This window comes from Pseudomonas sp. AN-1, assembly GCF_034057115.1.
Taxonomy (GTDB): Bacteria; Pseudomonadota; Gammaproteobacteria; order Pseudomonadales; family Pseudomonadaceae; genus Geopseudomonas.
Genome location: NZ_CP139195.1, coordinates 3,913,865 through 3,940,314, shown reverse-complemented (window position 1 = coordinate 3,940,314; position 26,450 = coordinate 3,913,865). Strand labels below are relative to the sequence as shown.

The 26,450-nt window shown below is 69.3% G+C and carries 17 protein-coding genes; 8 read left to right on the top strand and 9 right to left on the bottom strand.

Features of this window, described 5'->3' with window-relative positions; translation table 11 throughout:
- The 7 genes from SK095_RS18500 to glnE form a co-directional block, all read right to left on the bottom strand.
- On the bottom strand, nt 1-738 hold the full coding sequence (locus SK095_RS18500; protein ID WP_320547101.1) for a lipopolysaccharide kinase InaA family protein: 738 nt from the start codon (nt 736-738) through the stop codon (nt 1-3).
- Nucleotides 735-1,550 carry a lipopolysaccharide core heptose(I) kinase RfaP gene (gene rfaP / locus SK095_RS18495; protein WP_136489719.1) on the bottom strand — a complete coding sequence of 272 codons (816 nt, stop codon included), beginning with the start codon at nt 1,548-1,550 and terminating at the stop codon, nt 735-737. Before rfaP ends, SK095_RS18500 begins: the two co-directional genes overlap by 4 nt.
- A gap of 79 nt (nt 1,551-1,629) precedes the next feature.
- Nucleotides 1,630-2,751: a glycosyltransferase family 4 protein gene (locus tag SK095_RS18490; RefSeq protein WP_136489720.1), complete on the bottom strand. Its 1,122-nt coding sequence runs from the start codon at nt 2,749-2,751 to the stop codon at nt 1,630-1,632.
- Nucleotides 2,751-3,809 (bottom strand): lipopolysaccharide heptosyltransferase I, encoded by a 1,059-nt coding sequence (gene waaC / locus SK095_RS18485; RefSeq protein ID WP_136489721.1) that lies wholly within the window; start codon nt 3,807-3,809, stop codon nt 2,751-2,753. Before waaC ends, SK095_RS18490 begins: the two co-directional genes overlap by 1 nt.
- On the bottom strand, nt 3,810-4,859 hold the full coding sequence (waaF, locus tag SK095_RS18480; protein ID WP_136489722.1) for a lipopolysaccharide heptosyltransferase II: 1,050 nt from the start codon (nt 4,857-4,859) through the stop codon (nt 3,810-3,812).
- Nucleotides 4,860-5,028: 169 nt separating this feature from the next.
- Nucleotides 5,029-5,952 (bottom strand): branched-chain amino acid transaminase, encoded by a 924-nt coding sequence (locus SK095_RS18475; RefSeq protein ID WP_136489723.1) that lies wholly within the window; start codon nt 5,950-5,952, stop codon nt 5,029-5,031.
- Nucleotides 5,953-6,001: 49 nt separating this feature from the next.
- Nucleotides 6,002-8,938, bottom strand: a complete 2,937-nt coding sequence (glnE, locus tag SK095_RS18470) for a bifunctional [glutamate--ammonia ligase]-adenylyl-L-tyrosine phosphorylase/[glutamate--ammonia-ligase] adenylyltransferase (RefSeq protein ID WP_320547100.1) — start codon at nt 8,936-8,938, stop codon at nt 6,002-6,004.
- Nucleotides 8,939-9,187: 249 nt separating this feature from the next.
- Here glnE and aceE point away from each other — a divergent pair, with 249 nt between their 5' ends.
- Together aceE and aceF are read left to right on the top strand one after the other, a co-directional pair.
- Complete coding sequence (gene aceE / locus SK095_RS18465; RefSeq protein ID WP_136491782.1) at nt 9,188-11,836, top strand: pyruvate dehydrogenase (acetyl-transferring), homodimeric type; 2,649 nt, start codon at nt 9,188-9,190, stop codon at nt 11,834-11,836.
- Between the two features lie 10 nt (nt 11,837-11,846).
- Nucleotides 11,847-13,475 carry a dihydrolipoyllysine-residue acetyltransferase gene (gene aceF / locus SK095_RS18460; protein WP_320547099.1) on the top strand — a complete coding sequence of 543 codons (1,629 nt, stop codon included), beginning with the start codon at nt 11,847-11,849 and terminating at the stop codon, nt 13,473-13,475.
- 72 nt (nt 13,476-13,547) lie between these two features.
- On the opposite strand, the gene SK095_RS18455 is transcribed toward aceF, so the two are convergent.
- Nucleotides 13,548-14,135, bottom strand: coding sequence for a hypothetical protein (locus SK095_RS18455; protein WP_256659204.1), 588 nt, complete (start codon nt 14,133-14,135; stop codon nt 13,548-13,550).
- A 199-nt stretch (nt 14,136-14,334) separates the two neighbouring features.
- Between SK095_RS18455 and msrA the strand changes: the two genes are divergently transcribed.
- On the top strand, nt 14,335-14,982 hold the full coding sequence (gene msrA / locus SK095_RS18450) for a peptide-methionine (S)-S-oxide reductase MsrA (RefSeq protein WP_136491587.1): 648 nt from the start codon (nt 14,335-14,337) through the stop codon (nt 14,980-14,982).
- 185 nt (nt 14,983-15,167) lie between these two features.
- On the opposite strand, the gene SK095_RS18445 is transcribed toward msrA, so the two are convergent.
- On the bottom strand, nt 15,168-16,016 hold the full coding sequence (locus SK095_RS18445) for a 23S rRNA (adenine(2030)-N(6))-methyltransferase RlmJ (protein ID WP_320547098.1): 849 nt from the start codon (nt 16,014-16,016) through the stop codon (nt 15,168-15,170).
- Between the two features lie 257 nt (nt 16,017-16,273).
- Between SK095_RS18445 and SK095_RS18440 the strand changes: the two genes are divergently transcribed.
- The 5 genes from SK095_RS18440 to SK095_RS18420 all read left to right on the top strand — a co-directional run bounded on the left by SK095_RS18440 (nt 16,274) and on the right by SK095_RS18420 (nt 26,334).
- Nucleotides 16,274-18,016, top strand: coding sequence for a potassium/proton antiporter (locus SK095_RS18440; protein WP_320547097.1), 1,743 nt, complete (start codon nt 16,274-16,276; stop codon nt 18,014-18,016).
- 104 nt (nt 18,017-18,120) lie between these two features.
- A complete protein-coding gene (gene mscK / locus SK095_RS18435) occupies nt 18,121-21,456 on the top strand; it encodes a mechanosensitive channel MscK (RefSeq protein WP_414153896.1) in 3,336 nt (1,111 codons plus the stop codon).
- Between the two features lie 55 nt (nt 21,457-21,511).
- A complete protein-coding gene (gene selO / locus SK095_RS18430) occupies nt 21,512-22,975 on the top strand; it encodes a protein adenylyltransferase SelO (RefSeq protein ID WP_320547095.1) in 1,464 nt (487 codons plus the stop codon).
- A 191-nt stretch (nt 22,976-23,166) separates the two neighbouring features.
- Nucleotides 23,167-24,957, top strand: coding sequence for an SLC13 family permease (locus tag SK095_RS18425; RefSeq protein ID WP_320547094.1), 1,791 nt, complete (start codon nt 23,167-23,169; stop codon nt 24,955-24,957).
- A gap of 99 nt (nt 24,958-25,056) precedes the next feature.
- The gene (locus SK095_RS18420; protein WP_320547093.1) at nt 25,057-26,334 is read left to right on the top strand and encodes a bifunctional O-acetylhomoserine aminocarboxypropyltransferase/cysteine synthase; all 1,278 of its coding nucleotides are present in this window, start codon (nt 25,057-25,059) and stop codon (nt 26,332-26,334) included.
- Nucleotides 26,335-26,450 lie beyond the last annotated feature (116 nt).

The window sequence follows — 26,450 nt, the reverse complement described above, 5'->3', positions numbered from 1 at the left end:
TCATTCGCGGCCCTCGAAGAAGGCGAGGATCTTGCGCAGGCGGCACTTGTCGTTGGCCGACAGCCGTTCGCGCCCGCGGTACTGCAGGTAGAAGCGCAGGCGACGGCTGCGCGACAGGTGGTACTTGGCCACCTTGTCCAGGCAGGCGAGATCCTTGACGATCCGGTAGTCGAGCAGCGGCCCCCACCAGAAGCTGCCGGTCGGGCAGTCGATCAGGTAGAGATTGCCGGTCTGGTCGACCAGCAGGTTGCGCCACTTCAGGTCGTTGTGGGCGAAACCATGGCGGTGCATCAGGCGGGTGGCCTCGGCCAGCTGGCGGCTGACCCTGTTCAGCCAGTCGCGCTGGCGCAGGCGCGGGTCGTGGTTGCGCGCCAGGGCGGCGAGATCCGCGGTGCCGGCCAGTTCGGCGGTGATCAGAGCGCCGCGCGCGAAGCAGCCCAGGCGGCGCTCCAGCCCCCAGGCCACCACCGGCGCGGCGGGAATGCCCCACTGGGCGAACAGGCGCAGGTTCTGCCATTCGGCCTCGACCCGCGGCCGTCCCAGCCAGCGGCGCAGGCCCTTGCCGGCGCCCCAGTACTGCTTGACGTAGTAGCGCAGTCCGGCCACCTCGACGCGCAGCACCCGGGACATCTGGTCCTCGGCCACCCACTCGCCGTCCAGGGCGAACACCCGGTCGAGATCGGCGAAGGCCTCCCGCGCGGCGGCGGGCAGCTCGGCAGCCAGCTGCCAGCCACTCACGCCGAGGCCCCCGGTGCGTACTTGCGCAGGTAGCGCTCGCGCAGCCTGGCCGCCTTGGCCTCCAGCCAGGCCAGCAGGCGGGCCTCGTCGCGCAAGGTGTCGCGCAGCGGGCGCTGGAAGTAGCTCCTGAGGAAACGCAGCACGTCGCGGCGGGTCAGGCCGATATCCAGCGCGGAGAAGTACAGCGCGGCCAGGTCCTTGTCGCGCCAGCGGCGCGGCACGGCAGCGCGGGTCTGCGCGCGGTGCAGGTCGATCACCGACAGGCGGAAGTCGTCGGCGGTCACCGCCTGGTCCGTATGCAGCAGGAAATGGCAGATGTAGCAGTCGCGGTGGTTGACCCCGGCGCGGTGCATGGCGCCGACCATCTCGGCGACGCGGCGGATCAGCGCGCGCTTGAGGCGCGGCTCCGGCGGTGCCGAGATCCAGTCGCGGCTGAAGTCCTCGAGGCTGACGGTGGGCGCCAGCTCCTCGGTGACGATGAAGGAGTGCTGCGCGGCGGGATTGGCGCCACGCTCGCCGAAGGCCACCGCGGTCATGGTCGGCACGCCGGCCTCTGTCAGGCGCTGGATCGCCGTCCATTCCTGGCCGGCGCCGAGCACCGGGGCCCTGAGGGTCAGCAGGTTCTTGACGATCTCGCCCCAGCCGATGCCACGGTGGATCTTGACGAAGTAGCCGCGCCCGGCCACCTCGGTGCGCAGGGTGCGGCGGCCTTCCAGTTCGCGGTAGACCTGGCCCTGCAGCTTCTCCACCTCGGTGAAGGCGTCCTTGCCCTGCCACAGGCTCTTGAAAGGTTCGGCGAGGATCAGTTGCATGGCACCGCTCCCGTAGGGGCGAATTCATTCGCCTGCAGAAGTTCGGCAAGGCGAATGAATTCGCCCCTACGGATCGTGTTCATGCTTGCTCCCCGAGGATCACGTCGGCGGCCTTCTGCGGCATGGAGTAGAGATCCGCCGTATCGGCATAGGCCAGGCCGTTGGCGCCCCAGCGCGCACGCGCCGCGTCGTCGGCGAGCATCTCGGCCAGGTACTGGTTGAGGCGCTCCTGCTCGAACGGACTGGGCAGCACCCGGCCGCAGTCGGCATCGGCGATGTAGTGGGCATAGCCGCAGACGTCGGTGACCAGCACCGGCAGGCCGGAGACCAGCGCCTCCAGCAGCACGGTGCCGGTGTTCTCGTTGTAGGCCGGGTGGATCAGCAGGTCGGCGCCGAGCAAAAAGCGCGGGATGTCGCTGCGCCCCTTGAGGATCTGCACCTGCTCGGACAGGCCGAGCGCCTTGACCTGCAGGAGGAACGGCTTGGGATCGTCCTGGCCGATGGCGATCAGCCGGGTGCGTTTCTTCAGCTCGCGCGGCAGGCTGGCCAGCGCCTTGAGGCTGCGGTCCAGCCCCTTGGTCTTGAAGCCGGAGCCGATCTGCACCAGCAGCAGGTCGGCGTCGCCCAGGTCGAACTCGCGGCGGAACTCGGCGCGGATCGCGGCGGCGTTGGCCGGCGCGCGGCGATCCTGGGCGATGCCCGGCGGCAGCAGGTGGAAGCGCCCGGCCGGCGTGCCATAGTGCCTGACGAACAGCGGCTGCTGCACCTCGGAGATCATCAGGATCTCGGTCCTGGCCTCGGCGGCGAACACCGCGTGCTCGTACTCGGCGAAGTGGCGGTAACGCTTGCCGAAACGGTACAGCGGGTTGCGCAGGGTCTGCGCCTTGTCCTCGTAGCAGCCGTCGGCGGCGTAGTAGACGTCGAGGCCCGGCATCTTGTTGAAGCCGACCACCCGGTCGACCGGATCACGGGCCAGATCGGCGGCCAGCCAGGCGCTGAACTTCTCGTTGCGCCGGTGGTTGGACCAGGAGCGGATCTTCGCCACCCGCACGTCGAAGCCGGGCGGCACCTCGCCTTCCCAGATCGGCGTGTAGACGCGGATGGCGTGGCCGCGGCGCTGGCATTCCAGGGCGATGCGCAGGAAGTCGCGCTGCAGGCCACCGAAGGGGAAGTACTTGTACAGCACGAAGGCCAGTTGCATCAGACGATTCTCGCAGGCAGCAGGGCCGCCAGCTCGGCGGCGATCCGTGCCGGGTCGAGACGGGTGAAGCACAGCGGCTGTTCCGTGGCCAGGTCGAAACGCTGGCGATCCTCGGCCGAGGGCTGGTAGGCGCAGGTCTTCTTCAGGCAGGGCGCGCAGGGGAAGTCGCTGGCCAGGTGGATCTGGCCGCGGCCGTAGGCGCCGGTGAAACCGGGGTTGGTCGGGCCGTACAGGGAGATGGTCGGCACGTCCAGGGCGGCGGCCAGGTGGCCGAGGCCGGTGTCCACCGCCACGCAGGCGCGGGCGCCGGCCAGCTCAGTGGCGACGCCGGCCAGATTCAGTTTCGGCAGCACCGTCACGTGCGCCAGCCCGGCGGCGATGCGCTCGGCGCGCGCCTTCTCCTCGGCATTGCCCCACGGCAGGCGGATCGCCCAGCCCTGGGCGCCGAGCAGCTCGGCCAGCTCGCGCCAGTAGCGCTCCGGCCAGTGCTTGGTGGTCCAGGTGGTGCCGTGCAGCAGCAGCAGGTAAGGCTCGGCGCGGCGGCCGGCGAGCAGGCGCTGGCGGTCGAGGGCGTAGTCACCGGTCTCCGCCGGCAGCGGATAGCCGAGCGCCTGGGCGAACAGCTGGCGCAGCCGCTCCACCGCGTGCATGCCCCAGGGCACCGGCAGGCCGCGATCGTAGAAGCGACTGGCCAGCGGCTCGCGGGCGCTGGCGCGATCCAGGCCGGCCACCGGGCCGCGCGCGTAGCGGGTGAGCAAGGCGCTCTTGACCAGGCCTTGGGCGTCGAGCACCAGGTCGTAGTCGCGCTCGGCCAGGCGCGCCTTGAACTGCTGCCACTCGCCGCTGCGCCAGGTCTGCCAGAGGTTCCTGCGCCAGCGGCGCAGGGCCACCGGGATCACCCGGTCGACCGCCGGATGCCAGGTGGGGATCTCGGCGAAGCCCTCCTCCACCACCCAGTCGAAACGGATGCCGGGGATGGCGCGCTGCGCGTCGGTGAGCGCCGGCAGGCTATGGATGACGTCGCCCAGCGAGGACGTCTTGATCAGCAGGACGCGCACTCAGTGCTCCAGCGGCAGCGGGTCGGCCAGCGGGTCGCCGGCCAGGCGCTCGAGCGCCGCCAGCACCGGCTGCGGCTGCAGGTCGCGCAGGCAGTTGTAGTGGCCGAAGCGGCAGGTGCGTTCGAAGCACGGGCTGCAGTCGAGGCCGAGGCGGACGATCTCCACCTGCTCGGCCAGCGGCGGGGTGAACTGCGGCGAGGTGGAGCCGTACACCGCCACCAGCGGGCGGTCCAGCGCGGCGGCCACGTGCATCAGCCCGGAGTCGTTGGACACCACCGCCGCGGCGCAGGACAGCAGGTCGATGGCCTCGGCCAGGCTGGTCTCGCCGGCGAGGTTGACCGCCTCCTCCTGCAGTCCGGGCATCAGCTCCTCGCGGATCGCCTCGCCGACCGGGTGGTCGTTCTTCGAGCCGAACAGCCAGACCTGCCAGCCGGCACGGATCTTGGCGTCGGCCACCGCGGCATAGTGCTCGGCCGGCCAGCGCTTGGCCTCGCCGAACTCGGCGCCGGGGCACAGCGCCAGCACCGGGCGGTCCAGCTCGAGGCCGAACTTGGCCAGCGCCGCGGCGCGGCTGGCCGGGTCGATCTGCAGTTGCGGACGCGGATAGGGTTTGGGCAGCTCCACACCCGGCTCGAAGGCCAGGGCCATGAAGCGCTCGATCATCAGCGGGTAGCGCGCCTTGTCCAGCTTGCGGGCGTCGTTGAGCAGGCCGTAGCGCATCTCGCCGACCCAGCCGGTGCGCTGGCGGATGCCGGCGAAGAACGGCACCAGCGCCGACTTCAGCGAGTTGGGCAGCAGGATCGCCTGGTCGTACTGGCCGGCCAGCGACTTGCCGATGCGCCGGCGTCCGGCGAGGTCGAGCACGCCGTGGCCGAACGGGAAGCTCAGCGCCTGGCGGACTTCGGGCATGCGTTCGAGGATCGGCCGGCTCCACTCGGGGGCCAGCACGTCGATGGCGCAGTCGGGATGGCGCTGCCTGAGACACTGGAACAGCGTCTGCGCCATCACCATGTCGCCCACCCAGCTGGGGCCGATGATCAGGATGTTCATAGAAAAGCCGGAAGCAGGAAATCGTAGGGTGGGTTGGCTGCGCCAGCAGCGTAACCCACCAGGGATGCCGCAGGCATCCGCCGGCGGATCCACCGCTGGCCGGCCCGGCGGGCCGGATGGTGGGTTGCGGCCTGCGGCCTGACCCACCCTACGCGGATCCGGGTCGTGCTTACTTGACCAGGGTGCGCCATTCGGCGTGGGCAGCGGTCTTGCCGGTGACCAGGTCGAAGTAGGCCTTCTGCAGCTTCTCGGTGACCGGACCACGGCGGCCGGCGCCGATCTGGCGGCCGTCCAGTTCGCGGATCGGGGTCACTTCGGCGGCGGTGCCGGTGAAGAAGGCCTCGTCGGCGATGTACACCTCGTCGCGGGTGATGCGCTTCTCGACGATCTCGACGCCCAGCTCGCGCGCCAGGGTCAGCACGGTATTGCGGGTGATGCCGTTCAGGCAGGCGGTGACCTCGGGGGTGTAGATCACGCCGTTCTTGACGATGAACACGTTCTCGCCCGAACCCTCGGCCACGTAGCCTTCCGGATCCAGCAGCAGGGCCTCGTCGGCGCCGGCGGACACGGCTTCCTGCAGGGCCAGCATCGAGTTGATGTAGTGACCGCTGGCCTTGGCGCGGGTCATGGAGATGTTCACGTGGTGGCGGGTGAACGAGCTGGTGCGGATCTTGATGCCGCGCTCCAGGGCCTCGTCGCCCATGTAGGCGCCCCAGTGCCAGGCGGCGATGACCACGTGGACCTTCAGGTTGTCGGCGCGGATACCCATGCCTTCCGAGCCGTAGAAGGCCAGCGGGCGGATGTAGGCGCTTTCCAGACCATTCTCGCGCACGGCGGCACGGGTCGCCTCGTTGATCTCTTCCTTGGTGAAGGGGATCTTCATGCCCATGATGTGGGCGGAGTCGAACAGGCGGTCGGTGTGCGCCTGCAGACGGAAGATCGCGGTGCCATCCGGAGTGTTGTAGGCACGCACGCCCTCGAACACGCCCATGCCGTAGTGCAGGGAGTGGGTCAGCACATGGGTGTTGGCTTCGCGCCACGGCACCAGTTCGCCGTCATACCAGATAACGCCATCACGATCGGCCATCGACATAATTTGCCAGCTCCTAAACCTAACAAGAATTCGGGGTTGTCGGGGCGCCTCAGGCCAGCCCCAGTTCGCGCCAGATCCGCATCACGCCGCGGCGTTCCTCGTGGAAGTGGTCTCCGCTCACACTGCCGGCCTGTTTTTGCAAGGCCAGGCGGTGGGCGGCTGCGCGATAGGCCTTGTAGGCCTCCTGCAGGAGTCGGACGTCGGAGCTCGCGATCAGGCCAGCCCGCTCCAGCCCTTCCAGAATGCGGATGTTGTCGGTGAAACGCAGCAGTTCAGGGTACTGCCGCGACCAGGCGAGAACGGCATATTGCACCATAAATTCGATATCGACGATACCACCGGCATCGTGCTTGAGATCGAAGGCGGCCGCGGCGTCGAAGGCCTCCGCCGCGGTGCCGCCGGCGGTGGCCTTGCTGCCTAGGTTGTCGCGCATCTTGGCGCGCATCTCGCTGACCTCGGCGCGCAGCGCGGCGCCGTCACGCTCGCGGCCGAGCACCTGGGCGCGGATCGCCTCGAAGCGCGCGCCGACCGCGGCGGAGCCGGCCAGCACGCGGGCGCGCACCAGCGCCTGGTGCTCCCAGGTCCAGGCCTCGCCCTCCTGGTAGCGCTCGAAGGCCGCCAGCGAGCTGGCCAGGAGGCCGGCCGCGCCGGACGGGCGCAGACGCATGTCGACCTCGTACAGCGCGCCGGAGGCGGTCTGCGCGGTGAGCAGGTGGATGATGCGCTGGCCCAGGCGGGTGTAGAACTGCGCGCTGTCGATCGGCTTGGCGCCGTCGGTCTCGTGCTGCTGGTCGCCGTTGTGGATGAACACCAGGTCCAGATCGGAACTGTGGCCCAGCTCGATGCCGCCGACCTTGCCGTAGCCGACGATGACGAACTCCGGCTCGCCGGCGCTGCTGCCGTCGCCACGGCGCGGGTAGCCGTGGCGCAGGCCGACCTGGCGCCAGGCCAGCTGCAGCACCTGCTCGAGGATCGCCTCGGCCAGCCAGGTCAGGTAGTCGGACACCTTCATCAGCGGCAGGCTGCCGGCGATCTCCGAGGCGGCCACGCGCAGGCCGTGGGCCAGCTTGAAGTGGCGCAGCGCCTCCATCTGCTGCTCCAGGTCGTCCTCGGGGATGCGGGTGAGGCGCTCGCGCAGCTCGGCGGCCAGTTCGTCCTTGCCCGGCGGGCTGTACAGGCGCCCCTCGTTGAGCAGTTCGTCGAGCAGCAGCGGGTAGCGGGCGATCTGCTCGGCCACCCAGGGACTGGCGGCGCACAGGGTCAGCAGGCGCGCCAGGGCGCCGGGGTTCTCGGACAGCAGCACCAGGTAGGCCGAGCGCCGCGCCACCGCCTCGACCAGCGGCAGCACGCGCTCGAGCAGCAGGTCGGGATTGCCGTGGGCGACCATCGCGGCGAGCAGGCCCGGCATGAAGGCGTCCAGCCGCTCGCGCCCCAGGCGCTGCATGGCGCGCACCTGCGAGCCGTGCAGCAGGCCCTCCAGGCGCTGCCAGGCGCTGGCGGGATCGGCGAAGCCGGCGTCGGCCAGGTGGTGCTGGGCCGCCTCGGGCTCGAGGGCGCCCTGCCACAGCGGCAGCCACTCGTCGCCGACGCCGGCCAGGCTGGCGCCGCCGTCCTCGTCGGGATCGGCGATCACCTGGCGGAAGTGCCAGTCGATGCGCCCGCGCCAGTGCGCCAGCTGGTCGAGCAGCGCATTCCAGCCGGGGAAGCCCATGATGAAGGCCACCCGCGCGCGCTCCAGCTCGCCGTCGGGGAGCATCTGCGTCTGGCGGTCGGCGATCGCCTGCAGGGCGTGCTCCAGGTAGCGCAGGAAGCGGTAGCCGTCCTTGAGTTCGTCGACCACCGGCGGCGGCAGGTAGCCCTGCCCGGCCAGGGTGTCGAGCACCTTGAGCAGCGGCCGCTGCTGCAGGCTGAGGTCGCGGCCGCCGTGGATCAGCTGGAAGGCCTGGGCGATGAACTCCACCTCGCGGATGCCGCCGGCGCCGAGCTTGATGTTCTCGGTCATGCCCTTGCGCCGCACCTCCTGCTGGATCAGCTGCTTCATGCTACGCAGCGCCTCGATCGCCGAGAAGTCCAGGTAGCGGCGGTAGACGAACGGCCGCAGCATCTGCTGCAGCTGCGCGCCGGCGGCCTGGTCGCCGGCCACCACGCGCGCCTTGATCATCGCGTAGCGCTCCCAGTCGCGGCCCTGGTCCTGGTAGTACTGCTCCATGGCGTTGAAGCTGTACACCAGCGGGCCGCCGGAGCCGTAGGGGCGCAGGCGCATGTCGACGCGGAACACGAAGCCGTCGACGGTCAGCGCGTCCAGCGCCTTGATCAGCTTCTGGCCGACGCGGGTGAAGAACTCCTGGTTGTCCAGCGAGCGGCGCGCGCCCGTGGTCTCGCCGCCCTCGGGGTAGGCGAAGATCAGGTCGATGTCCGAGGACAGGTTGAGCTCGAAGGCACCGAGCTTGCCCATGCCGAGGATCACCAGATGCTGCGCCTCGCCGCTGCGCGCGCCGATCGGCGTGCCGGACTGCGCGCACTGCTGGGCGTACAGCCAGCGGTAGGCCAGGTCGATGCTGGCGTCGGCCAGATCGGAGAGGTCGCGGCAGGTCGCGGCCAGGTCGGCCAGGCGGTTGACGTCGCGCCAGATGATCCGCGTCTGCTGGCGGTTGCGGTAGCGGCGCAGGCGCCGGGCCAGATCGTCCTCGCTGGCGCAGCCCTCCAGCGCCGCGGCCAGCTGGTCGCGCAGCTCGCCGGCGCCCAGCGCTCGCTCTAGCTCGCCGCTCTCGGCCAGCTCGAGCAGCATGGCGGCGTCGCGCACGGCCAGCTCGGCGACGAAGTCGCTGGCGCCCAGCGCCCGCGCCAGCGCGGCGTGGCGCGCCGCCGGCCAGGCCGCCAGGGCCTGTTGACCTGCATCATCGAGACGGGCGCGCAGGCCCTGCAAGCTGTGCTCGACCAGGGCATTGAGTTCCGCGGGCAGGTCGATCAGGGAGGGGAGGCTCATGGTCTATCCTTAATCGCGCCCCGGCGGCCGTCGGCGGCGCTGTAGTTTTGCTACTGGACGTTTGTCGCGGGGTGCTGCTTTTGCCGTGAATATGTAGTAAAACTACAAGCGCGACCGGGACACCCCCGGTGCGGACAGGCTGCAACAGCCCTGGTCCGACAAACACAAAATTCGCTGCGGCCGCCCACAAGCCCGGCCGCGCTCTATCCGGCAACCGATTCTGGAAGCCTTTCCGCCCTGGAGCAAGCCATGCAAGATCTCGATCCCGTCGAAACCCAGGAATGGCTGGACGCCCTGGAGTCCGTCCTCGATCGTGAAGGTGAAAACCGCGCCCACTACCTGCTGACCCGCATGGGTGAGCTGGCCTCGCGCACCGGCACCCAGCTGCCGTACGCCATCACCACTCCGTATCGCAACACCATTCCGGTCACCCATGAAGCCCGCATGCCGGGCGACCTGTTCATGGAGCGACGCATCCGCTCGCTGATCCGCTGGAACGCCCTGGCGACCGTGATGCGCGCGAACAAGAAGGATCCGGACCTGGGCGGTCACATCTCCACCTTCGCCTCCAGCGCGACCCTGTACGACATCGGCTTCAACTACTTCTTCAAGGCGCCGACCGAAGAGCATGGCGGCGACCTGATCTACTTCCAGGGCCACGCCTCCCCCGGCGTCTACGCCCGCGCCTTCCTCGAGGGCCGCATCAGCGAAGACCAGCTGAACAACTTCCGCCAGGAGGTGGACGGCCAGGGCCTGTCCTCCTACCCGCACCCGTGGCTGATGCCGGACTTCTGGCAGTTCCCCACCGTGTCCATGGGTCTCGGCCCGATCCAGGCGATCTACCAGGCGCGCTTCATGAAGTACCTGGAGCACCGCGGCTTCATCCCCGCCGGCAAGCAGAAGGTCTGGTGCTTCCTCGGCGACGGCGAGACCGACGAGCCGGAATCCCTCGGCGCCATCGCCCTGGCCGGCCGCGAGAAGCTGGACAACCTGATCTTCGTGGTCAACTGCAACCTGCAGCGCCTCGACGGCCCGGTGCGCGGCAACGGCAAGATCATCCAGGAACTGGAAGGCGTGTTCCGCGGCGCAGACTGGAACGTGGTCAAGGTGATCTGGGGCCGCCTGTGGGATCCGCTGTTCGCCAAGGACACCAAGGGCCTGCTGCAGAAGCGCATGGACGAGGTGGTCGACGGCGAGTACCAGAACTACAAGGCCAACGACGGCAAGTTCGTCCGCGAGCACTTCTTCGGCGCCCGTCCGGAGCTGCTGGAGATGGTCAAGGACATGTCCGACGAGGAGATCTGGGCGCTCAACCGTGGCGGCCATGACCCGTTCAAGGTCTACGCGGCCTACCACCAGGCGGTCAACCACACCGGCCAGCCGACCGTGGTGCTGGCCAAGACCATCAAGGGCTACGGCACCGGTGCCGGCCAGGCGCAGAACATCACCCACAACGTCAAGAAGGTCGACATCGAGAGCCTCAAGGCCTTCCGCGACCGCTTCGGCATCCCGATCCCGGACGACAAGCTGGAAGAGCTGCCGTTCTACAAGCCCGAGCCGGACAGCCCGGAGATGAAGTACCTGCTGAAGAGCCGCGAGAAGCTGGGCGGCTTCGTGCCGCAGCGCCGCAGCAGGAGCTTCAGCATCCCGACCCCGCCGCTGGAGACCCTCAAGGCGATCCTCGACGGCACCGGCGAGCGCGAGATCTCCACCACCATGGCCTTCGTGCGCATCCTGTCGCAGCTGGTCAAGGACAAGGATCTCGGTAGCCGCATCGTGCCGATCATCCCCGACGAGGCGCGCACCTTCGGCATGGAAGGCATGTTCCGCCAGCTCGGCATCTACTCCTCGGTCGGCCAGCTGTACCAGCCGGTGGACAAGGACCAGGTGATGTTCTACCGCGAGGACAAGAAGGGCCAGATCCTCGAGGAAGGCATCAACGAGGCCGGCGCCATGTCCAGCTGGATCGCCGCGGCGACCGCCTACAGCAACCACAACCAGCCGATGCTGCCGTTCTACGTGTTCTACTCGATGTTCGGCTTCCAGCGCATCGGCGACCTGGCCTGGGCGGCCGGCGACAGCCGTGCGCGCGGCTTCCTGATCGGCGGCACCGCCGGCCGCACCACGCTCAACGGCGAAGGCCTGCAGCACGAGGACGGCCACAGCCACATCCTGGCCTCGACCATCCCCAACTGCCGCACCTACGACCCGACCTACGCCTACGAGATGGCGGTGATCATCCGCGAAGGCATCCGTCAGATGACCGAAGAACAGCAGAACGTGTTCTTCTACCTGACCGCGATGAACGAGGCCTACGCCCAGCCGGCCATGCCGCAGGGCGTCGAGGACGGCATCATCAAGGGCATGTACCTGCTCGAGGAAGACCAGCGCGACGCCGCCTGCCACGTGCAGCTGATGGGTTCCGGCGCCATCCTGCGCGAGGTGCGCGAGGCGGCGAAGATCCTCCGCGAGGACTACAACATCGGCGCCGACGTGTGGAGCGTCACCAGCTTCAACGAGCTGCGCCGCGAGGGCCTGGCCGTGGAGCGCCGCAACCGCCTGCACCCGGAACAGAAGCCCGAGCTGACCTACGTCGAGCAGTGCCTGTCCGGCCGCCGCGGCCCGGTGGTCGCCTCCACCGACTACATGAAGCTGTTCGCCGACCAGATCCGCCAATGGGTCCCGGTCAAGGAGTACAAGGTGCTCGGCACCGACGGCTTCGGCCGCAGCGACAGCCGCAAGAAGCTGCGCCACTTCTTCGAGGTGGACCGCTACTGGGTGGTGCTGACCGCGCTGGAGGCCCTGGCCGACCGCGGCGAGATCGACCGTACAGTGGTGGCCGAGGCCATCGCCAAGTTCGGCATCGACACCAACAAAGCCAACCCGCTGGACTGCTGAGGAGCGAGCCATGAGTGAACTGATTCGCGTACCCGATATCGGCAGCGGCGAAGGTGAAGTGATCGAGCTGCTGGTCAAGGTCGGCGACCGCATCGAGGCCGACCAGAGCCTGCTGACCCTGGAATCCGACAAGGCCAGCATGGAAGTCCCGGCACCCAAGGCCGGGGTGATCAAGAGCCTGAAGATCAAGCTGGGCGACAAGCTGAAGACCGGCGACGAACTGCTCGAGCTGGAAGCCGAGGGCGCCACTGCGGCCCCGGCACCGGCCGCCGAAGCCCCCGCCGCGGCGCCCGCCCCCGTGGCCGCCGAACCCGCTCCCGTCGCGGCTCCGGCCGCTGCGGCGGCGGAGAGCCTGCAGCCGGTGCACGTGCCGGACATCGGCTCGTCCGGCAAGGCGCGCGTCATCGAGGTGCTGGTCAAGGCCGGCGACGCGGTCGAAGCCGATCAGTCGCTGATCGTGCTGGAGTCGGACAAGGCGAGCATGGAGATTCCCTGCCCGCAGGCCGGCGTGGTCGACAGCGTGGCGATCGCCCTCAACGACGAGGTCGGCACCGGCGCGCTGATCCTCACCCTGCGCGTGGCCGGCGCCGCGCCGGTGGCAGCCCCGGTAGCCGCTGCAGCTCCGGCTGCCGCCCCCGTCGCTGCTGCACCTGCGCCTGCCGCCGCTGCTCCGGCGGCCCCGGCCAAGGTGCCGGGCCCGGTCGGCGCGCCGAGCGGCAGCGCCGGCAAGGTGCACGCCGGCCCGGCGGTGCGCATGCTGGCCCGCGAGTTCGGCGTCGAGCTGGCCGACGTGCCGGCCACCGGTCCGAAGGGCCGCGTGCTCAAGGAAGACGTGCAGGCCTACGTCAAGGGCATGATGCACAAGGCCAAGGCCGCGCCGGAAGCCGGCGTGAGCGCCGGCGCCGGCATCCCGCCGATCCCGGTCGTCGACTTCGCCAAGTTCGGCGAGATCGAGGAAGTGGCGATGACCCGCCTGATGCAGGTCGGCGCCGCCAACCTGCACCGCAGCTGGCTCAACGTGCCGCACGTCACCCAGTTCGAGTCGGCCGACATCAGCGAGCTGGAGACCTTCCGCACCGCGCAGAAGGCGGTGGCCGAGAAGGCCGGCGTCAAGCTGACCGTGCTGCCGTTCCTGCTCAAGGCCTGCGCCCACGTGCTGCGCGAGCTGCCGGACTTCAACAGCTCGCTGGCCCCCAGCGGCAAGGCGCTGATCCGCAAGAAGTACGTGCACATCGGCTTCGCCGTGGACACCCCGGACGGCCTGCTGGTGCCGGTGATCCGCAACGTCGACCAGAAGAGCCTGCTGCAGCTGGCCGCCGAGGCCGCCGAGCTGGCGGAGAAGGCGCGCACCAAGAAGCTGTCGGCCGACGACATGCAGGGCGCCTGCTTCACCATCTCCAGCCTCGGCCACATCGGCGGCACCGGCTTCACGCCGATCGTCAACGCGCCGGAGGTGGCGATCCTCGGCGTGTCCAAGGCGAGCATGCAGCCGGTGTGGGACGGCAAGGCCTTCCAGCCCCGGCTGATGCTGCCGCTGTCGCTGTCCTACGATCACCGCGTGATCAACGGCGCCGCCGCGGCCCGCTTCACCCGCCGTCTGGCCGACCTGCTGGCGGAGATCCGTTCGCTGCTGCTGTAAGCGCCGCCTACGTCCGCCGCACAAACAGAAACCCCGCCGAAAGGCGGGGTTTCTGTTTGCAGCCCGGGAAACTCAGCCCTTCTGCAGATCACGGATCAGGAAGCTCATCGCCTTGGCCAGCTCGGCCACCCCGGCGTGGTCGCGCACCAGGGTCAGCAGCGGCGAGCCGTCCTGCGGGTTGAGCACCTGGCAGGAGGGCCCGCGGTTCGGGCACTCGTAGCGCACGAACGGATCGACGCCGAACAGCGCCACCGGATGGTTGCGCACCTCGACCCGACTGCCGTCGGCGCTGCGGATTTCCTCGCGCACGTTGAGGCTGCCATCACCGAGGAGGCTCAGCTGGTAGAGCAGATCGTCGCGGCGCGCCTCGCCGACCCGATAGCCGCTGCGCAGCGCGTAGCTTTCCAGCAGGCGGTTGCAGTGCTCCAGCAGCGCCTTGCGCGGCGCCTGGCGCGGATAGAGGTGCTTGAGTTCGGCCAGGTAGCGCGCCTGCTCGGCGCCATCCAGCTGGCTGACCTGATTGCCGGAAGTCTCGCTGCCCTGCTCGTGCTGGCTGTCGTCGTTGCCGGTGGCCTCCGCGGCGGCGCCGGCCGGCAGCGCGGCGCCGAGCAGGGCCAGCAACAGGCCGCGACGCAGCCGCTGCATGAATCCTGTGTGCATGATGGTTACCCTTGGTTCACGTGAAAAATGCCGCCAGCTTAATCCGCACGCATGTTCGGCGCACAGCCCGGCGGCCTGCCAGTATTAACAGGATGTGACAGGACGGACAAAGGTCGCCGACGGCCCGCCAAGGGTTGCAGGCAGAGGCGCAGGCGGGCAAGTTAGACGAACGACTCACCGCCTTGCCGAGGAGGCAGCCATGCCCCTGCGTTCCCAGATTCTCGCCCACAAGCTCGCCCTGCCCAGTGCCGAGCAGGCGCTGCCCGGGCGCGCCAGCGCCATGCCGGTGCCCGAGCGGCACCATGTCAACGGCAATCCGCTGCTGCCGCCGTTCCCCGACGGGCTGGAGGAGGTGCAGTTCGGCCTCGGCTGCTTCTGGGGCGCCGAGCGGCGCCTGTGGCAGCAGCCGGGAGTGTGGGTGACCGCGGCGGGCTATGCCGGCGGCCATACCCCCAACCCGACCTACGAGGAAGTCTGCTCCGGGCTGACCGGGCATACCGAGGTGGTGCGCGTGCTCTACGATCCGCGCCAGACCAGCCTCAAGGCCCTGCTCAAGGCGTTCTGGGAGGCCCACGACCCGACCCAGGGCATGCGCCAGGGCAACGACGTCGGCACCCAGTACCGCTCGGCGATCTACTGCAGCACGGCGGAGCAACTGGCCGAGGCGCGCGCCAGCGCCGAGGCCTTCGCCGCCGAACTGGCCCGCGCCGGCTTCGGGCCAATCACCACCGAGATCCGCGCCGAGGTGCCGTTCTACTACGCCGAGGCCTACCACCAGCAGTACCTGGCGAAGAACCCCGGCGGCTACTGCGGCCTGCGCGGCACCGGGGTGTGCCTGCCCGAATAAGGATATCTCGATGGCTCCCACGCTCCAGCGTGGGAGCCGGAGCCCTGGACGCTCCGCGTCCGGCCCGCGATGCATGCCCACGCCGGACAGCGGCATCGTAGGGGTGCGCCGTGCGCACCACGACACCGCAGGTGCGCACGGCGCACCCTACGGGCGGACACCCGCCTCACCGAGCGCCAACCAACTCAGCCGCCGGCCTTCTCCTCGATCAGCCAGTCCAGCCGCCAGCCGCCCTGGCTCTGCGCCAGTTGCGTCGCCAGATACGGCAGCAGCTCGCGCAGCTCGTCCTCCAGCGGCCACGGCGGGTTGGCGATGACCAGGCCGGAGCCGTTGAGACCGGCCGGGTTGTCGGTGGGGTGCACCCACAGCTCGGCGCGCAGCAGCTTGGGCGCACCGCTCTTCGAGAGGTCCTGGTAGAAGCGCCTGAGCTGGCGCGCATCCTTGATCGGATACCAGATCGCCACCACCGCCTGGCGCATCCGCGCGATGGCGGTGTTCAGCGACTCGACGCAGCGCTCCAGCTCGTCGGCCTGCTCGAACGGCGGGTCGATCAGCAGCAGCGCGCGCTTCTCCGCCACCGGCAGCAGTGCCTTGGCCAGGAGCCAGCCCTCGCCCAGGTGCACGGTGACCCGGCGGTCGCCGGCCATGTTGTCCTTGAGCAGGCGACCGTCCTCGGGGTGCTTCTCGTTGAGCAGCACGCGATCCTGGGCGCGGGTCAGCCGGCGGGCGATCTCCGGCGAGCCGGGGTAGTAGCGCAGCCCGGTGTCCGGGTTGAGCGCGGCGATGGTCGCGCAGTAGTCGTCGAGCAGCGCCGGCAGGTCGTCGCGCCCCCACAGGCGGGCGATGCCCTGCAGCCACTCGCCGGTCTTGCCGGCCTGTTCGCCGGCCAGGTCGTAGAGGCCGACGCCGGCGTGGCTGTCGAGGTAGGCGAAGGGCTTGTCCTTGCGTGCCAGCAGGGCGAGCAGGCGGCAGAGGACGGCGTGCTTGAGCACGTCGGCATGGTTGCCGGCGTGGAAGGCGTGACGGTAGTTCATCGGCGAATCCGCGAGTGGCCGGTCGCGCACGGCGGCCAGCGCTGAGAGGTGGGTCGGGAGTGGCGGCGAGTTTACCAGTTGCCCCCGCCCGGCGCAGGCGCGCCCCGCACGAGCGGCACAGCCCCTGCGCAACGATCGCCGGCCTGACGCAAAAACCCGATATTTTTCCGACCATGCGCCAAATCAACGGGTTAGAATCCCTTGGCACGCCCAGTGCATGATTTCTGCCTGCCCGTCAACCCGCTTCGGAGCCTGCCGTGGATACCGCCGCCGTCAACAGCCTGTTCTTCATCGGCGCACTGCTGGTCGGCGTCAGCATCCTGGTCAGCTCGTTCTCGGCGCGCATCGGCATCCCGGTGCTGGTGATCTTCCTCGCCGTGGGCATGGTCGCCGGGGTCGACGGCATCGGCGGCATCGTGTTCAACGACTATTCGCTGGCCTATACGGTCAGCAACCTGGCGCTGGCGATGATCCTCCTCGACGGTGGCATGCGCACCCGGGTGGCCACCTTCCGCGTGGCGCTGTGGCCGGCCATGTCGCTGGCCACCCTCGGCGTGGTGATCACCTCCGGGCTGACCGGCCTGGCCGCCGCCTGGCTGTTCGACCTCAAGCTGCTGGAAGGCATGCTGATCGGCGCCATCGTCGGCTCCACCGACGCCGCCGTGGTGTTCAACCTGCTCAACGGCAAGGGCCTCAACGAGCGGGTCGGGCCGACCCTGGAGATCGAGTCGGGCAGCAACGACCCGATGGCGATGTTCCTCACCGTGACCCTGATCGGCGTCCTCGCCTCCGGGCAGAGCCTGACCGCCTCCGACGTGCTGATCAGCCTGATCCAGCAGTTCGGCATCGGCATCCTCCTCGGCCTGGGCGGCGGCTGGCTGCTGCTGCAGCTGGTCAATCGCCTGTCGGTAGCCGACGGCCTGTATCCGCTGCTGGCGGTCAGCGGCGGCGTCATGCTCTACGCCCTGTCCGGCGAGATCGGCGGCAGCGGCATCCTGACCGTCTACAGCTGCGGCCTGCTGCTCGGCAACCGGCCGATCCGCAACCGCCACGGCATCCTGCACATGTTCGACGGCCTGGCCTGGCTCAGCCAGATCGGCATGTTCCTGATCCTCGGCCTGCTGCTCACCCCCAGCGAGCTGCTGCCGATCGCCGTGCCGGCACTGGCCCTGTCGCTGTGGATGATCCTGTTCGCCCGCCCGCTGGCGGTGTTCGTCGGCCTGCTGCCGTTCCGCGCCTTCCACTTCCGCGAGCGCCTGTTCATCTCCTGGATCGGCCTGCGCGGCGCGGTGCCGGTGATCCTCGCGGTATTCCCGCTGGTCGCCGGCCTGCCCAATGCCCAGCTGTTCTTCAACGTGGCGTTCTTCATCGTGCTGGTGTCGCTGGTGCTGCAGGGCGGCACCCTCGGCTGGGCGGCGCGCAAGACCCGCGTCGAGGTACCGCCGCAACCGGCGCCGATCTCCCGCGCCGGCCTGCAGATCCACCCCACCAGCCAGTGGGAGCTGTTCGTCTACAAGCTGCGCGCCGACCGCTGGTGCGTCGGCGCCCCGCTGCGCGAACTGAAGATGCCCGATGGCACGCGCATCGCTGCACTGTTCCGCGGCCGCGAACTGCTCCACCCCAGCGGCAGCACCCGCCTGGAGGCCGGCGACATCCTCTGCGTGATCGGCCACGAGAAGGACCTGCCGGCACTCGGCAAACTGTTCAGCGAGGCGCCCAAGCGCGGCCAGGACCTGCGCTTCTTCGGCGACTTCGTCCTCGAGGGCGACGCCGAGCTGGGACCGGTGGCGGCGCTCTACGGCCTCAGGCTGGACGGCACCGACCCCGCCCAGCAGCTCGGCCCGTTCATCGCCCACCTGATCGGCGGCGAACCGGTGGTCGGCGACCAGGTCGAATGGGCCGGGCGCACCTGGACGGTGGCGCAGATGGAAGGCAACCGCATCCGCAAGGTCGGCCTCAAGCTGCCCGCCGGCGGCGCCGGGCCGACCCTGATGTTCTGAGTGCCCGGTCGTCGGGCATGGCCATTTCCGGACCGGCTGCCTTGTCGCGGCGGCGCTGCGCCAGTAGGCTTGCCGATCCCCCAACCGAAACCCTCGCGCTTATGATGTTCCAGTACCGTTCGTTTCTGGTTTCCCTGTTCCTCGGCCTCGTGCTGCTCGCCCCCCTCGCCGGCGCCGCCGGTAACCTGCCCAGCGCCACCGCGGTGCAGAAGCAGCTCGACGGCCTCGAAGGCCGCAAGCTGCCGGAGGCCGAGCACAAGGCCCTGCAGGACACCCTGCAGAAGACCCTCGCCAACCTGCAGACGCTGCAGAGCAGCAGCGACGAGCTGAACCGGCTCAAGCAGCAGCTGGCCGCCGCCCCCAGGCAGACCCAGGAGGCCCAGCGCGAACTCAAGCAGCTGGTGCCGGTGCCCGCCGAGCAACTGGCCAAGCGCTACGCCGGCCTGCCCGTCGCCCAGCTGGAAGGCCTGCTCGCCGAGCGCCTGACCCAGCTCAGCGACAGCCAGACCCAGCTGGCCCAGGCCACCAATGCGCTGATCAACGCGCAGACCCGTCCCGAGCGCGCCCAGTCGGAGATCAGCGCCAACCAGGCGCGCGCCCAGGTCATCCGCGACATCCTCAAGGACGGCAAGGACAACAACCAGCCGCTCGGCGCCGAGCAGCAGGCCATGCTGCAGAGCGAGCTGGCCGCCCTGGAGGCGGTCTCCCAGCTGCGCCGCCAGGAGCTGGCCGGCACCACCGCCCTGCAGGATCTCAGCGCCAGCCAGCGCGCCCTGCTGAGCCAGCGCACCACCCTGCTCGAGGCGGAAATCCTCGCCCTGCAGAACAGCCTCAACGAGAAGCGCCGCGAGGAATCGGCGGAAACCGTGGCCCAGCTGTCGCGCGAGAGCCAGGGCAACCAGGGCGGCAGCCTGCTGGCCACCCAGGCCGACCTCAACCTGGCGCTCAGCGACTACCTGCTCAAGTCCACCGACCGGGCCAACGCGCTGATCCGCAAGAACATCGAGACCAAGCAGCAGCTCGACGGCCTGAAGCAGGCCGAGCAGGCCCTCGACGAGCAGATCGCCGTGCTCAAGGGCAGCCTGCTGCTGACCCGTATCCTCTACCAGCAGAAGAACGCCCTGCCCAAGGTCAGCGCGGACAAGAACCTCGCCAACGAGATCGCCGACCTGCGCCTGTACCAGTTCGAGCTGAACCAGCGCCGCGCCGAGATCGTCAATCCGACCCAGTACGTCGCCAACCTGCTCGCCAGCCAGCCGAGCGAGAGCGTCAGCCCCGAGCTGCGCAGCCAGCTGGAACAGTTGGCCCGCGCGCGCCTGGAGCTGCTCGACCGCCTCAACACCGAGCTGGGCAACCTGCTGACCCAGGCCATCACCCTGCAGCTCAACCAGAAGGAGCTGCTGGCCACCAGCGCCAGCCTCAGCCGCACCCTCGACGAGCAGATGTTCTGGATCGCCAGCAACAAGCCGCTCGATCTGGACTGGTTCAAGGAAGTGCCCGGCCGCCTGCAGCGCCAGCTCGAGGCTCTGCCGATCCGCGACAGCGCCACCGTCATCGGTCACGGCCTGATCGGCCAGCCGCTGCTGTTCCTGCCGCTGGTGGTGCTGCTCGCCGCGCTGATCGGCGGCCGCCCCTGGCTGCGCCGCCAGCTGGCGCACATCGACGACGAACTCTCCCAGCTGCGCCGCTACCGGCAGACGCTCACCCCGCTGGCGGTGCTCTGCCACTTCCTGCTGGTGCTGCCACTGCCGCTGATCGTCGCCGCCTGCGGCGTGGTGCTGATCCGCGACCCGCAGGCCGGCACCACCATCTTTGGCGAGTCGCTGCTCAAGCTGTCCCAGGCCATGCTGGTGTTCGGCGTCAGCTACCGCCTGCTGGCCCGCGGCAGCGTGGTCGAGCGGCATTTCGGCTGGGATTCGGCGCGGGTGCAGAGCCTGTACCGCCAGGTACGCCAGCTGGGCCTGGTGGTGATGCCGATGGTCCTGGTGGTGAGCATCGCCGAGCGCCAGCTGTCCGGCCTGGCCGACGACGTGCTGGGCATCTTCATCGTCCTCAGCGGCTTCCTGCTGATGAGCTGGATCCTGCTGCGCATCATGCTCAGCCAGCCGCCGTTCTTCGGCTCGCGGGTGCTGCACTTCGTCGCCGCGCTGCTGCTGGTCGGCCTGCCGCTGGCCCACGTGGTGCTGGTCGGCTTCGGCTACTACTACACCGCACTCAAGCTCACCGGCCGCCTGCTCGACAGCCTGTACATCATCGCCATCTGGACGGTGGTGCAGTCGGCGGTGCTGCACGGCCTCGACGTCGCCGCCCGCCGCCTGGCCCTGCAGCGCGCCCAGGCGCGCCGCCAGGCCGCGCCGCGCGAGGGCGCCGACGGCGGCGAGCTGATCGAGGAGCCGACCCTGGCGCTGGAGCAGGTCAACCAGCAATCCCTGCGCCTGGTGCGCCTGGGCCTGCTGCTCGGCTTCGTCGGCATCTTCTACTTCGTCTGGGCCGACCTGCTGGCGGTGTTCACCTACCTCGACAGCGTGACCCTCTACCAGTACACCAGCGGCAGTGGCGACACCGCCGTGCGCGTGCCGATCAGCCTGGGCGATCTCATCGGCGCCGGGGTGATCCTGGCCATCACCCTGGCGCTGGCGCGCAACCTGCCGGGTCTGCTGGAAATGCTGGTGCTGTCGCGCCTCAACCTGGCCCAGGGCAGCGCCTACGCCACCACCACCCTGCTGTCCTACGCCATCGTCGCCTTCGGCCTGGTCAGCACCCTGTCGACCATGGGCCTGAGCTGGGACAAGCTGCAGTGGCTGGTCGCGGCGCTGTCGGTGGGCATCGGCTTCGGCATGCAGGAGATCTTCGCCAACTTCATCTCCGGCCTGATCATCCTGTTCGAGCGCCCGGTACGCATCGGCGACGTGGTGACCATCGGCAACCTGTCAGGCTCGGTGAGCAAGATCCGCATCCGCGCCACCACCATCGTCGACTTCGACCGCAAGGAAATCATCGTCCCCAACAAGACCTTCATCACCAGCCAGTTGATCAACTGGTCGCTGAGCGACACGGTCACCCGCGTCACCATCAAGATCGGCGTCGCCTACGGCTCCGACCTCGAGCTGGTGCGCCGCCTGCTGCTGCAGATCGCCCGCGACAACCCGCGGGTGCTCAAGGAGCCGGAGCCGACCGTGCTGTTCCTCACCTTCAACGAGAGCACCCTCGACCACGAGCTGCGCATCCACGTGCGCGAACTGGGCGACCGCAACGCGGCGATCGACGAGATCAACCGCGAGATCGAGCGGCTGTTCCGCGAGCACGACATCGACATCGCCTTTCGCCAGCTCGACGTCTTCCTGAAGAACCTGCAGGGCCAGCAGCTGCAGGTGGTCAGCGGCCAGCCGCTGCCGCCCGCCGCCAGCGTCAAGCCTGCCGAGCGCGCGAACCGGGAGTGACTGGACGGCCTCCGGCAATTCCCAGCACAATGCTCGGGAATTGCCGGAGGCCGCCGTGACCACTCTCGACCAGCTCGAATTCGACAACCGCTTCGCCCGCCTGGGCGACACCTTCTCCACCGCCGTGGCGCCGCAGCCGATCGAGCAGCCGCGCCTGGTGGTGGCCAGCCCGGCGGCCATGGCGCTGCTCGACCTCGATCCGGCCGAGAGCGCACGGGCGGAGTTCGTCGCGCTGTGCGCCGGACAGCAGCTGTGGAGCAGCGCCGAGCCGCGGGCGATGGTCTACTCCGGCCACCAGTTCGGCATGTACAACCCGCAGCTCGGCGACGGCCGCGGCCTGCTGCTCGGCGAGGTGGTCAACGCCGCCGGCGAGCACTGGGACCTGCATCTCAAGGGTGCCGGCTACACCCCCTACTCACGCATGGGCGACGGCCGCGCGGTGCTGCGCAGCTCGATCCGCGAATTCCTCGCCAGCGAACACCTGGCCGCGCTGGGCATCCCCACCACCCGCGCGCTGTGCGTGGTGGCCTCCGACACCCCGGTATGGCGCGAGCGCGCCGAGACCGCCGCCACGCTGCTGCGCCTGTCGCCCAGCCACCTGCGCTTCGGCCACTTCGAGTTCTTCTACTACACCCGCCAGCACGACGCCCTGCGCCAGCTCGCCGAGCACGCCCTGGACTGCCACTTCGCCGAGTGCCGCGCGCAGGAGCAGCCGTTCGCCGCCATGTTCGGCCAGGTGGTCGAGCGCACCGCCGAGCTGATCGCCCTGTGGCAGGCCTACGGCTTCTGCCACGGGGTGATGAACACCGACAACATGTCGCTGCTCGGCCTGACCTTCGACTACGGTCCCTACGCCTTCCTCGACGACTTCGACGCCCGCCACGTGTGCAACCACTCCGACAGCGGCGGGCGCTACAGCTTCGAGAACCAGGTGCCGATCGCCCACTGGAACCTCTCCGCGCTGGGCCAGGCGCTGACTCCGCTGGTGGCGGTGGACGAGCTGCGCGAAGCGCTCGGCCGCTTCCTGCCGCGCTACCAGGCCGCCTGGCTGCAGCGCATGCGTCTGCGCCTCGGCCTGCGCACGGCCGAGGACGGCGACGAGGCCCTGGTGCAGCGCCTGCTGGCGCTGATGCAGATGGGCGGCGTGGACTACCCGCTGTTCTTCCGCCGCCTGGGCGATGCGCCGGCCGCCGAAGCCCTGCGCGTCCTGCGCACGGACTTCGTCGATCTGGCCGGCTTCGACGCCTGGGGCGCCGACCTGCTCGCCCGCCTGGCCCGCGAAGGCAGCGACGACCAGGCCGCGCGATGCGCGCGGATGCACGCGGTCAATCCGCGCTACGTGCTGCGCAACTACCTGGCCCAGCAGGCCATCGAGGCCGCCGAGCGGGGCGACTACAGCCTGGTGCGCGAGCTGCACGCGGTGCTGGCGCGACCGTTCGCCGAACAGCCGGGGATGGAGCGCTACGCCGAACGCCCGCCGGAGTGGGGCAAGCATCTGGAGATCAGTTGCTCGTCGTGAACGGACGCCGACAGACTCAGCGCTGCCGCCAGGCGGCGCAGGCGTCCCCGGCGCGCTTTTTATAGAAAAAATACATATAAACCTTATAAATCATTCTTTGACCGTCTAAACAAACCTTCCTATCGTTGGAGGCCGCCCGCGCCACCGACGCCGGGCCGATACCTCACCCGAGATTCGCCCCAAGGATGTCCATGCTCCCGGACTCGCTGTCGCTCTGGTTCGTCGCCGCCCTGCTGGTCTGGGTGCTGTATGCCTTCGTCCGCGAGAAGTGGAGCCCGGACATCGTCGCCGCCATCGGCGTCGCCGCCCTGCTGGTCGCCGGCCTGCTGGAGCCCAGGGAAGTGCTCGGCGTGCTGTCCAACTCGGCGCCGGTGACCATCGCCTGCATGTTCGTCATCTCCGCGGCGCTGGAGCGCACCGGCTGCATCGACGCCCTCGGCAACTGGCTGGGCGAGCTGGTCGGCAGCAGCCCGACGCGGGTGATGCTCGGCCTGACCGTCACCGCCCTGGCGATCTCCGCCTTCCTCAACAACACCCCGGTGGTGGCCATCCTCACTCCGGTGGCCATCGCCCTGGCCAAGCGCTCCGGCACCCTGCCCTCCAAGCTGCTGATCCCGCTGTCCTACGCCACCATCCTCGGCGGCACCCTGACCATGATCGGCACCTCGACCAACATCCTGGTCGACGGCGTAGCGCGCAAGCTCGGCCTGGCGCCGTTCGGCATGTTCGAGATCACCGCCGCCGGCCTGGCCTTCGCCGCCGCCGGCATGCTGTACATGCTGACCATCGGCAAGCGCCTGCTGCCGGCGCGCGAGAGCCTGTCGCGCCAGCTGCGCCCGGACCTCGACCGCACCTTCATGAGCGAGCTGCTGGTGCCGCACGACTCGCCGGTGATCGGCAAGACCATCAACGAGGCCAACCTCAACGGCGGCAGCGGCCTGCAGGTGCTGCAGGTGAGCCGCGACGCGCAGCAGATCAGCCGCCCCCACCACGACTTCGTGCTGCAGGCCGGCGACCTGCTGGTGCTGCACGGCCAGGTCAGGGACGTGGTCGACCTGCGCGAGAGCGGCCACCTCGCCTTCAACCGCGGCGACGCCTTCGAGACGGTCAGCAGCCATGACGTGATCCTCGCCGAGGCCATCGTCGGGCGCAATTCGCGCTACAGCCACCGGCCGATGCGCGATCTCGACCTCGGCGCGCGCTACGGCATCAACGTGCTGGCCGTGCACCGCCAGGACGAGAACGTGCAGGGCAACCTCGACGACTTCCAGCTGCAGTTCGGCGACGTGATGCTGGTCGAGGGCACCCCTTCGCAGATCAAGCGCTTCGCCGACAACGGCGAGCTGATCAGCCTCAACGCCGTGCAGGAACGCGCCTACCGCCGCGACAAGGCGCCGATCGCCATCCTGGTCACCGCCGCGGTGATGCTGCTGGCCGCCTTCGGCGTGATGCCGATCGAGGGGCTGGCGATCATCGGCGCGGTGGTGGTGCTGGCCACCCGCTGCCTGGACGTCGAGGACGCCTACAAGGCGGTGGACTGGAAGATCCTCAGCCTGATCTTCGGCATGCTGGCGATCAGCATCGCCATGGACAAGGTCGGCCTGGTCCGGCTGATCGTCGAGAACGTGATGGACCTGCTGCCCTGGGCCGGGCCGCTGCTGCTGCTGTCGTTCATCTACCTGTTCACCTCGATCCTCACCGAGGTGCTGTCCAACAACGCGGTGGCGGTGCTGGTCACCCCGATCGCCATCGGCATGGCCCAGCACCTGGGCGTCGACCCGCGTGCCTTCGTCGCCGCGGTGATGTTCGCCGCCAGCGCCAGCTTCGCCACGCCGATCGGCTACCAGACCAACACCTTCGTCTACAACGCCGGCGGCTACCGCTTCAGCGACTTCATGAAGGTCGGCATCCCGCTCAACCTGCTGCTGTGGCTGGTCGCCACCGCCGTGCTGCCGCTGGTCTGGCCGCTGACCCCGGTCTGACCGCCCGGGCCAATGCCCCCATCGCGCATGGTGGCATTGACCATGGCACAGCCCGCTCGGCATGCTGCACACTTTTCCCTGTCTCGAAGGAATGTGTGCATGAAAGCGGAAACCCTGGCCATCCACGCCGGCTACAGCCCCGACCCGACCACCAAGGCGGTGGCGGTGCCGATCTACCAGACCACCTCCTACGCCTTCGACGACACCCAGCACGGCGCCGACCTGTTCGACCTCAAGGTCGCCGGCAACATCTACACGCGGATCATGAACCCCACCACCGACGTGCTGGAGAAGCGCGTGGCGGCGCTGGAGGGCGGCGTGGCGGCGCTGGCGGTGGCCTCGGGCATGGCGGCGATCACCTACGCGATCCAGACCATCGCCGGGGTCGGCGACAACATCGTCTCGGTGGCCAAGCTGTACGGCGGCACCTACAACCTGTTCGCCCACACCCTGCCGCGCCAGGGCATCGAGGTGCGCTTCGCTCCGCACGACGACATCGCCGCGCTGGAAGCGCTGATCGACGCCAACACCAAGGCGGTGTTCTGCGAGTCGATCGGCAACCCGGCGGGCAACATCGTCGACCTCGAAGCCCTCGCGCAGGCCGCGCACCGCCACGGCGTGCCGCTGATCGTCGACAACACCGTGGCCACGCCGGTGCTGTGCCGGCCGTTCGAGCACGGCGCCGACATCGTGGTGCACTCGCTGACCAAGTACATCGGCGGCCACGGCACCAGCATCGGCGGCATCGTGGTCGACTCCGGCAAGTTCCCCTGGGCCGACAACAAGGAACGCTTCCCGCTGCTCAACACCCCGGACGCCTCCTACCACGGCGTGACCTACACCGAGGCCTTCGGCCCCGCCGCGTTCATCGGCCGCTGCCGCGTGGTGCCGCTGCGCAACATGGGCGCCGCGCTGTCGCCGTTCAACGCCTTCCTGATCCTCCAGGGCCTGGAGACCCTGCCGCTGCGCATGGAGCGCCACTGCGAGAACGCGCGCAAGGTCGCCGAGTTCCTGCAGCAGCACCCGCAGGTCAGCTGGGTGAAGTACGCCGGCCTGGTCGATCACCCCGAGCACCAACTGGCGCAGCGCTACATGGGCGGCCAGCCGGCCTCGATCATGTCGTTCGGCATCCAGGGCGGCATCGAGGCGGCGGCGCGCTTCATCGACGCCCTCAAGCTGGTGGTGCGCCTGGTCAACATCGGCGACGCCAAGTCGCTGGCCTGCCATCCGGCCTCGACCACCCACCGCCAGCTCAACGACGAGGAACTGGCCCGCGCCGGCGTGTCCCGCGACCTGGTGCGCCTGTCGATCGGCATCGAGCACATCGACGACATCCTCGCCGACCTCGGCCAGGCGCTGGAAGCGTCCCGCGGCTGACTCCCGCAGGGTGCGCCGTGCGCACCGCCGCCGCTGCGCATCGGTGCGCACGGCGCACCCTGCATTGCCTTGATATCCGCAGCGCCGGCCCCACACTAGGGACATCACCCCGTGGA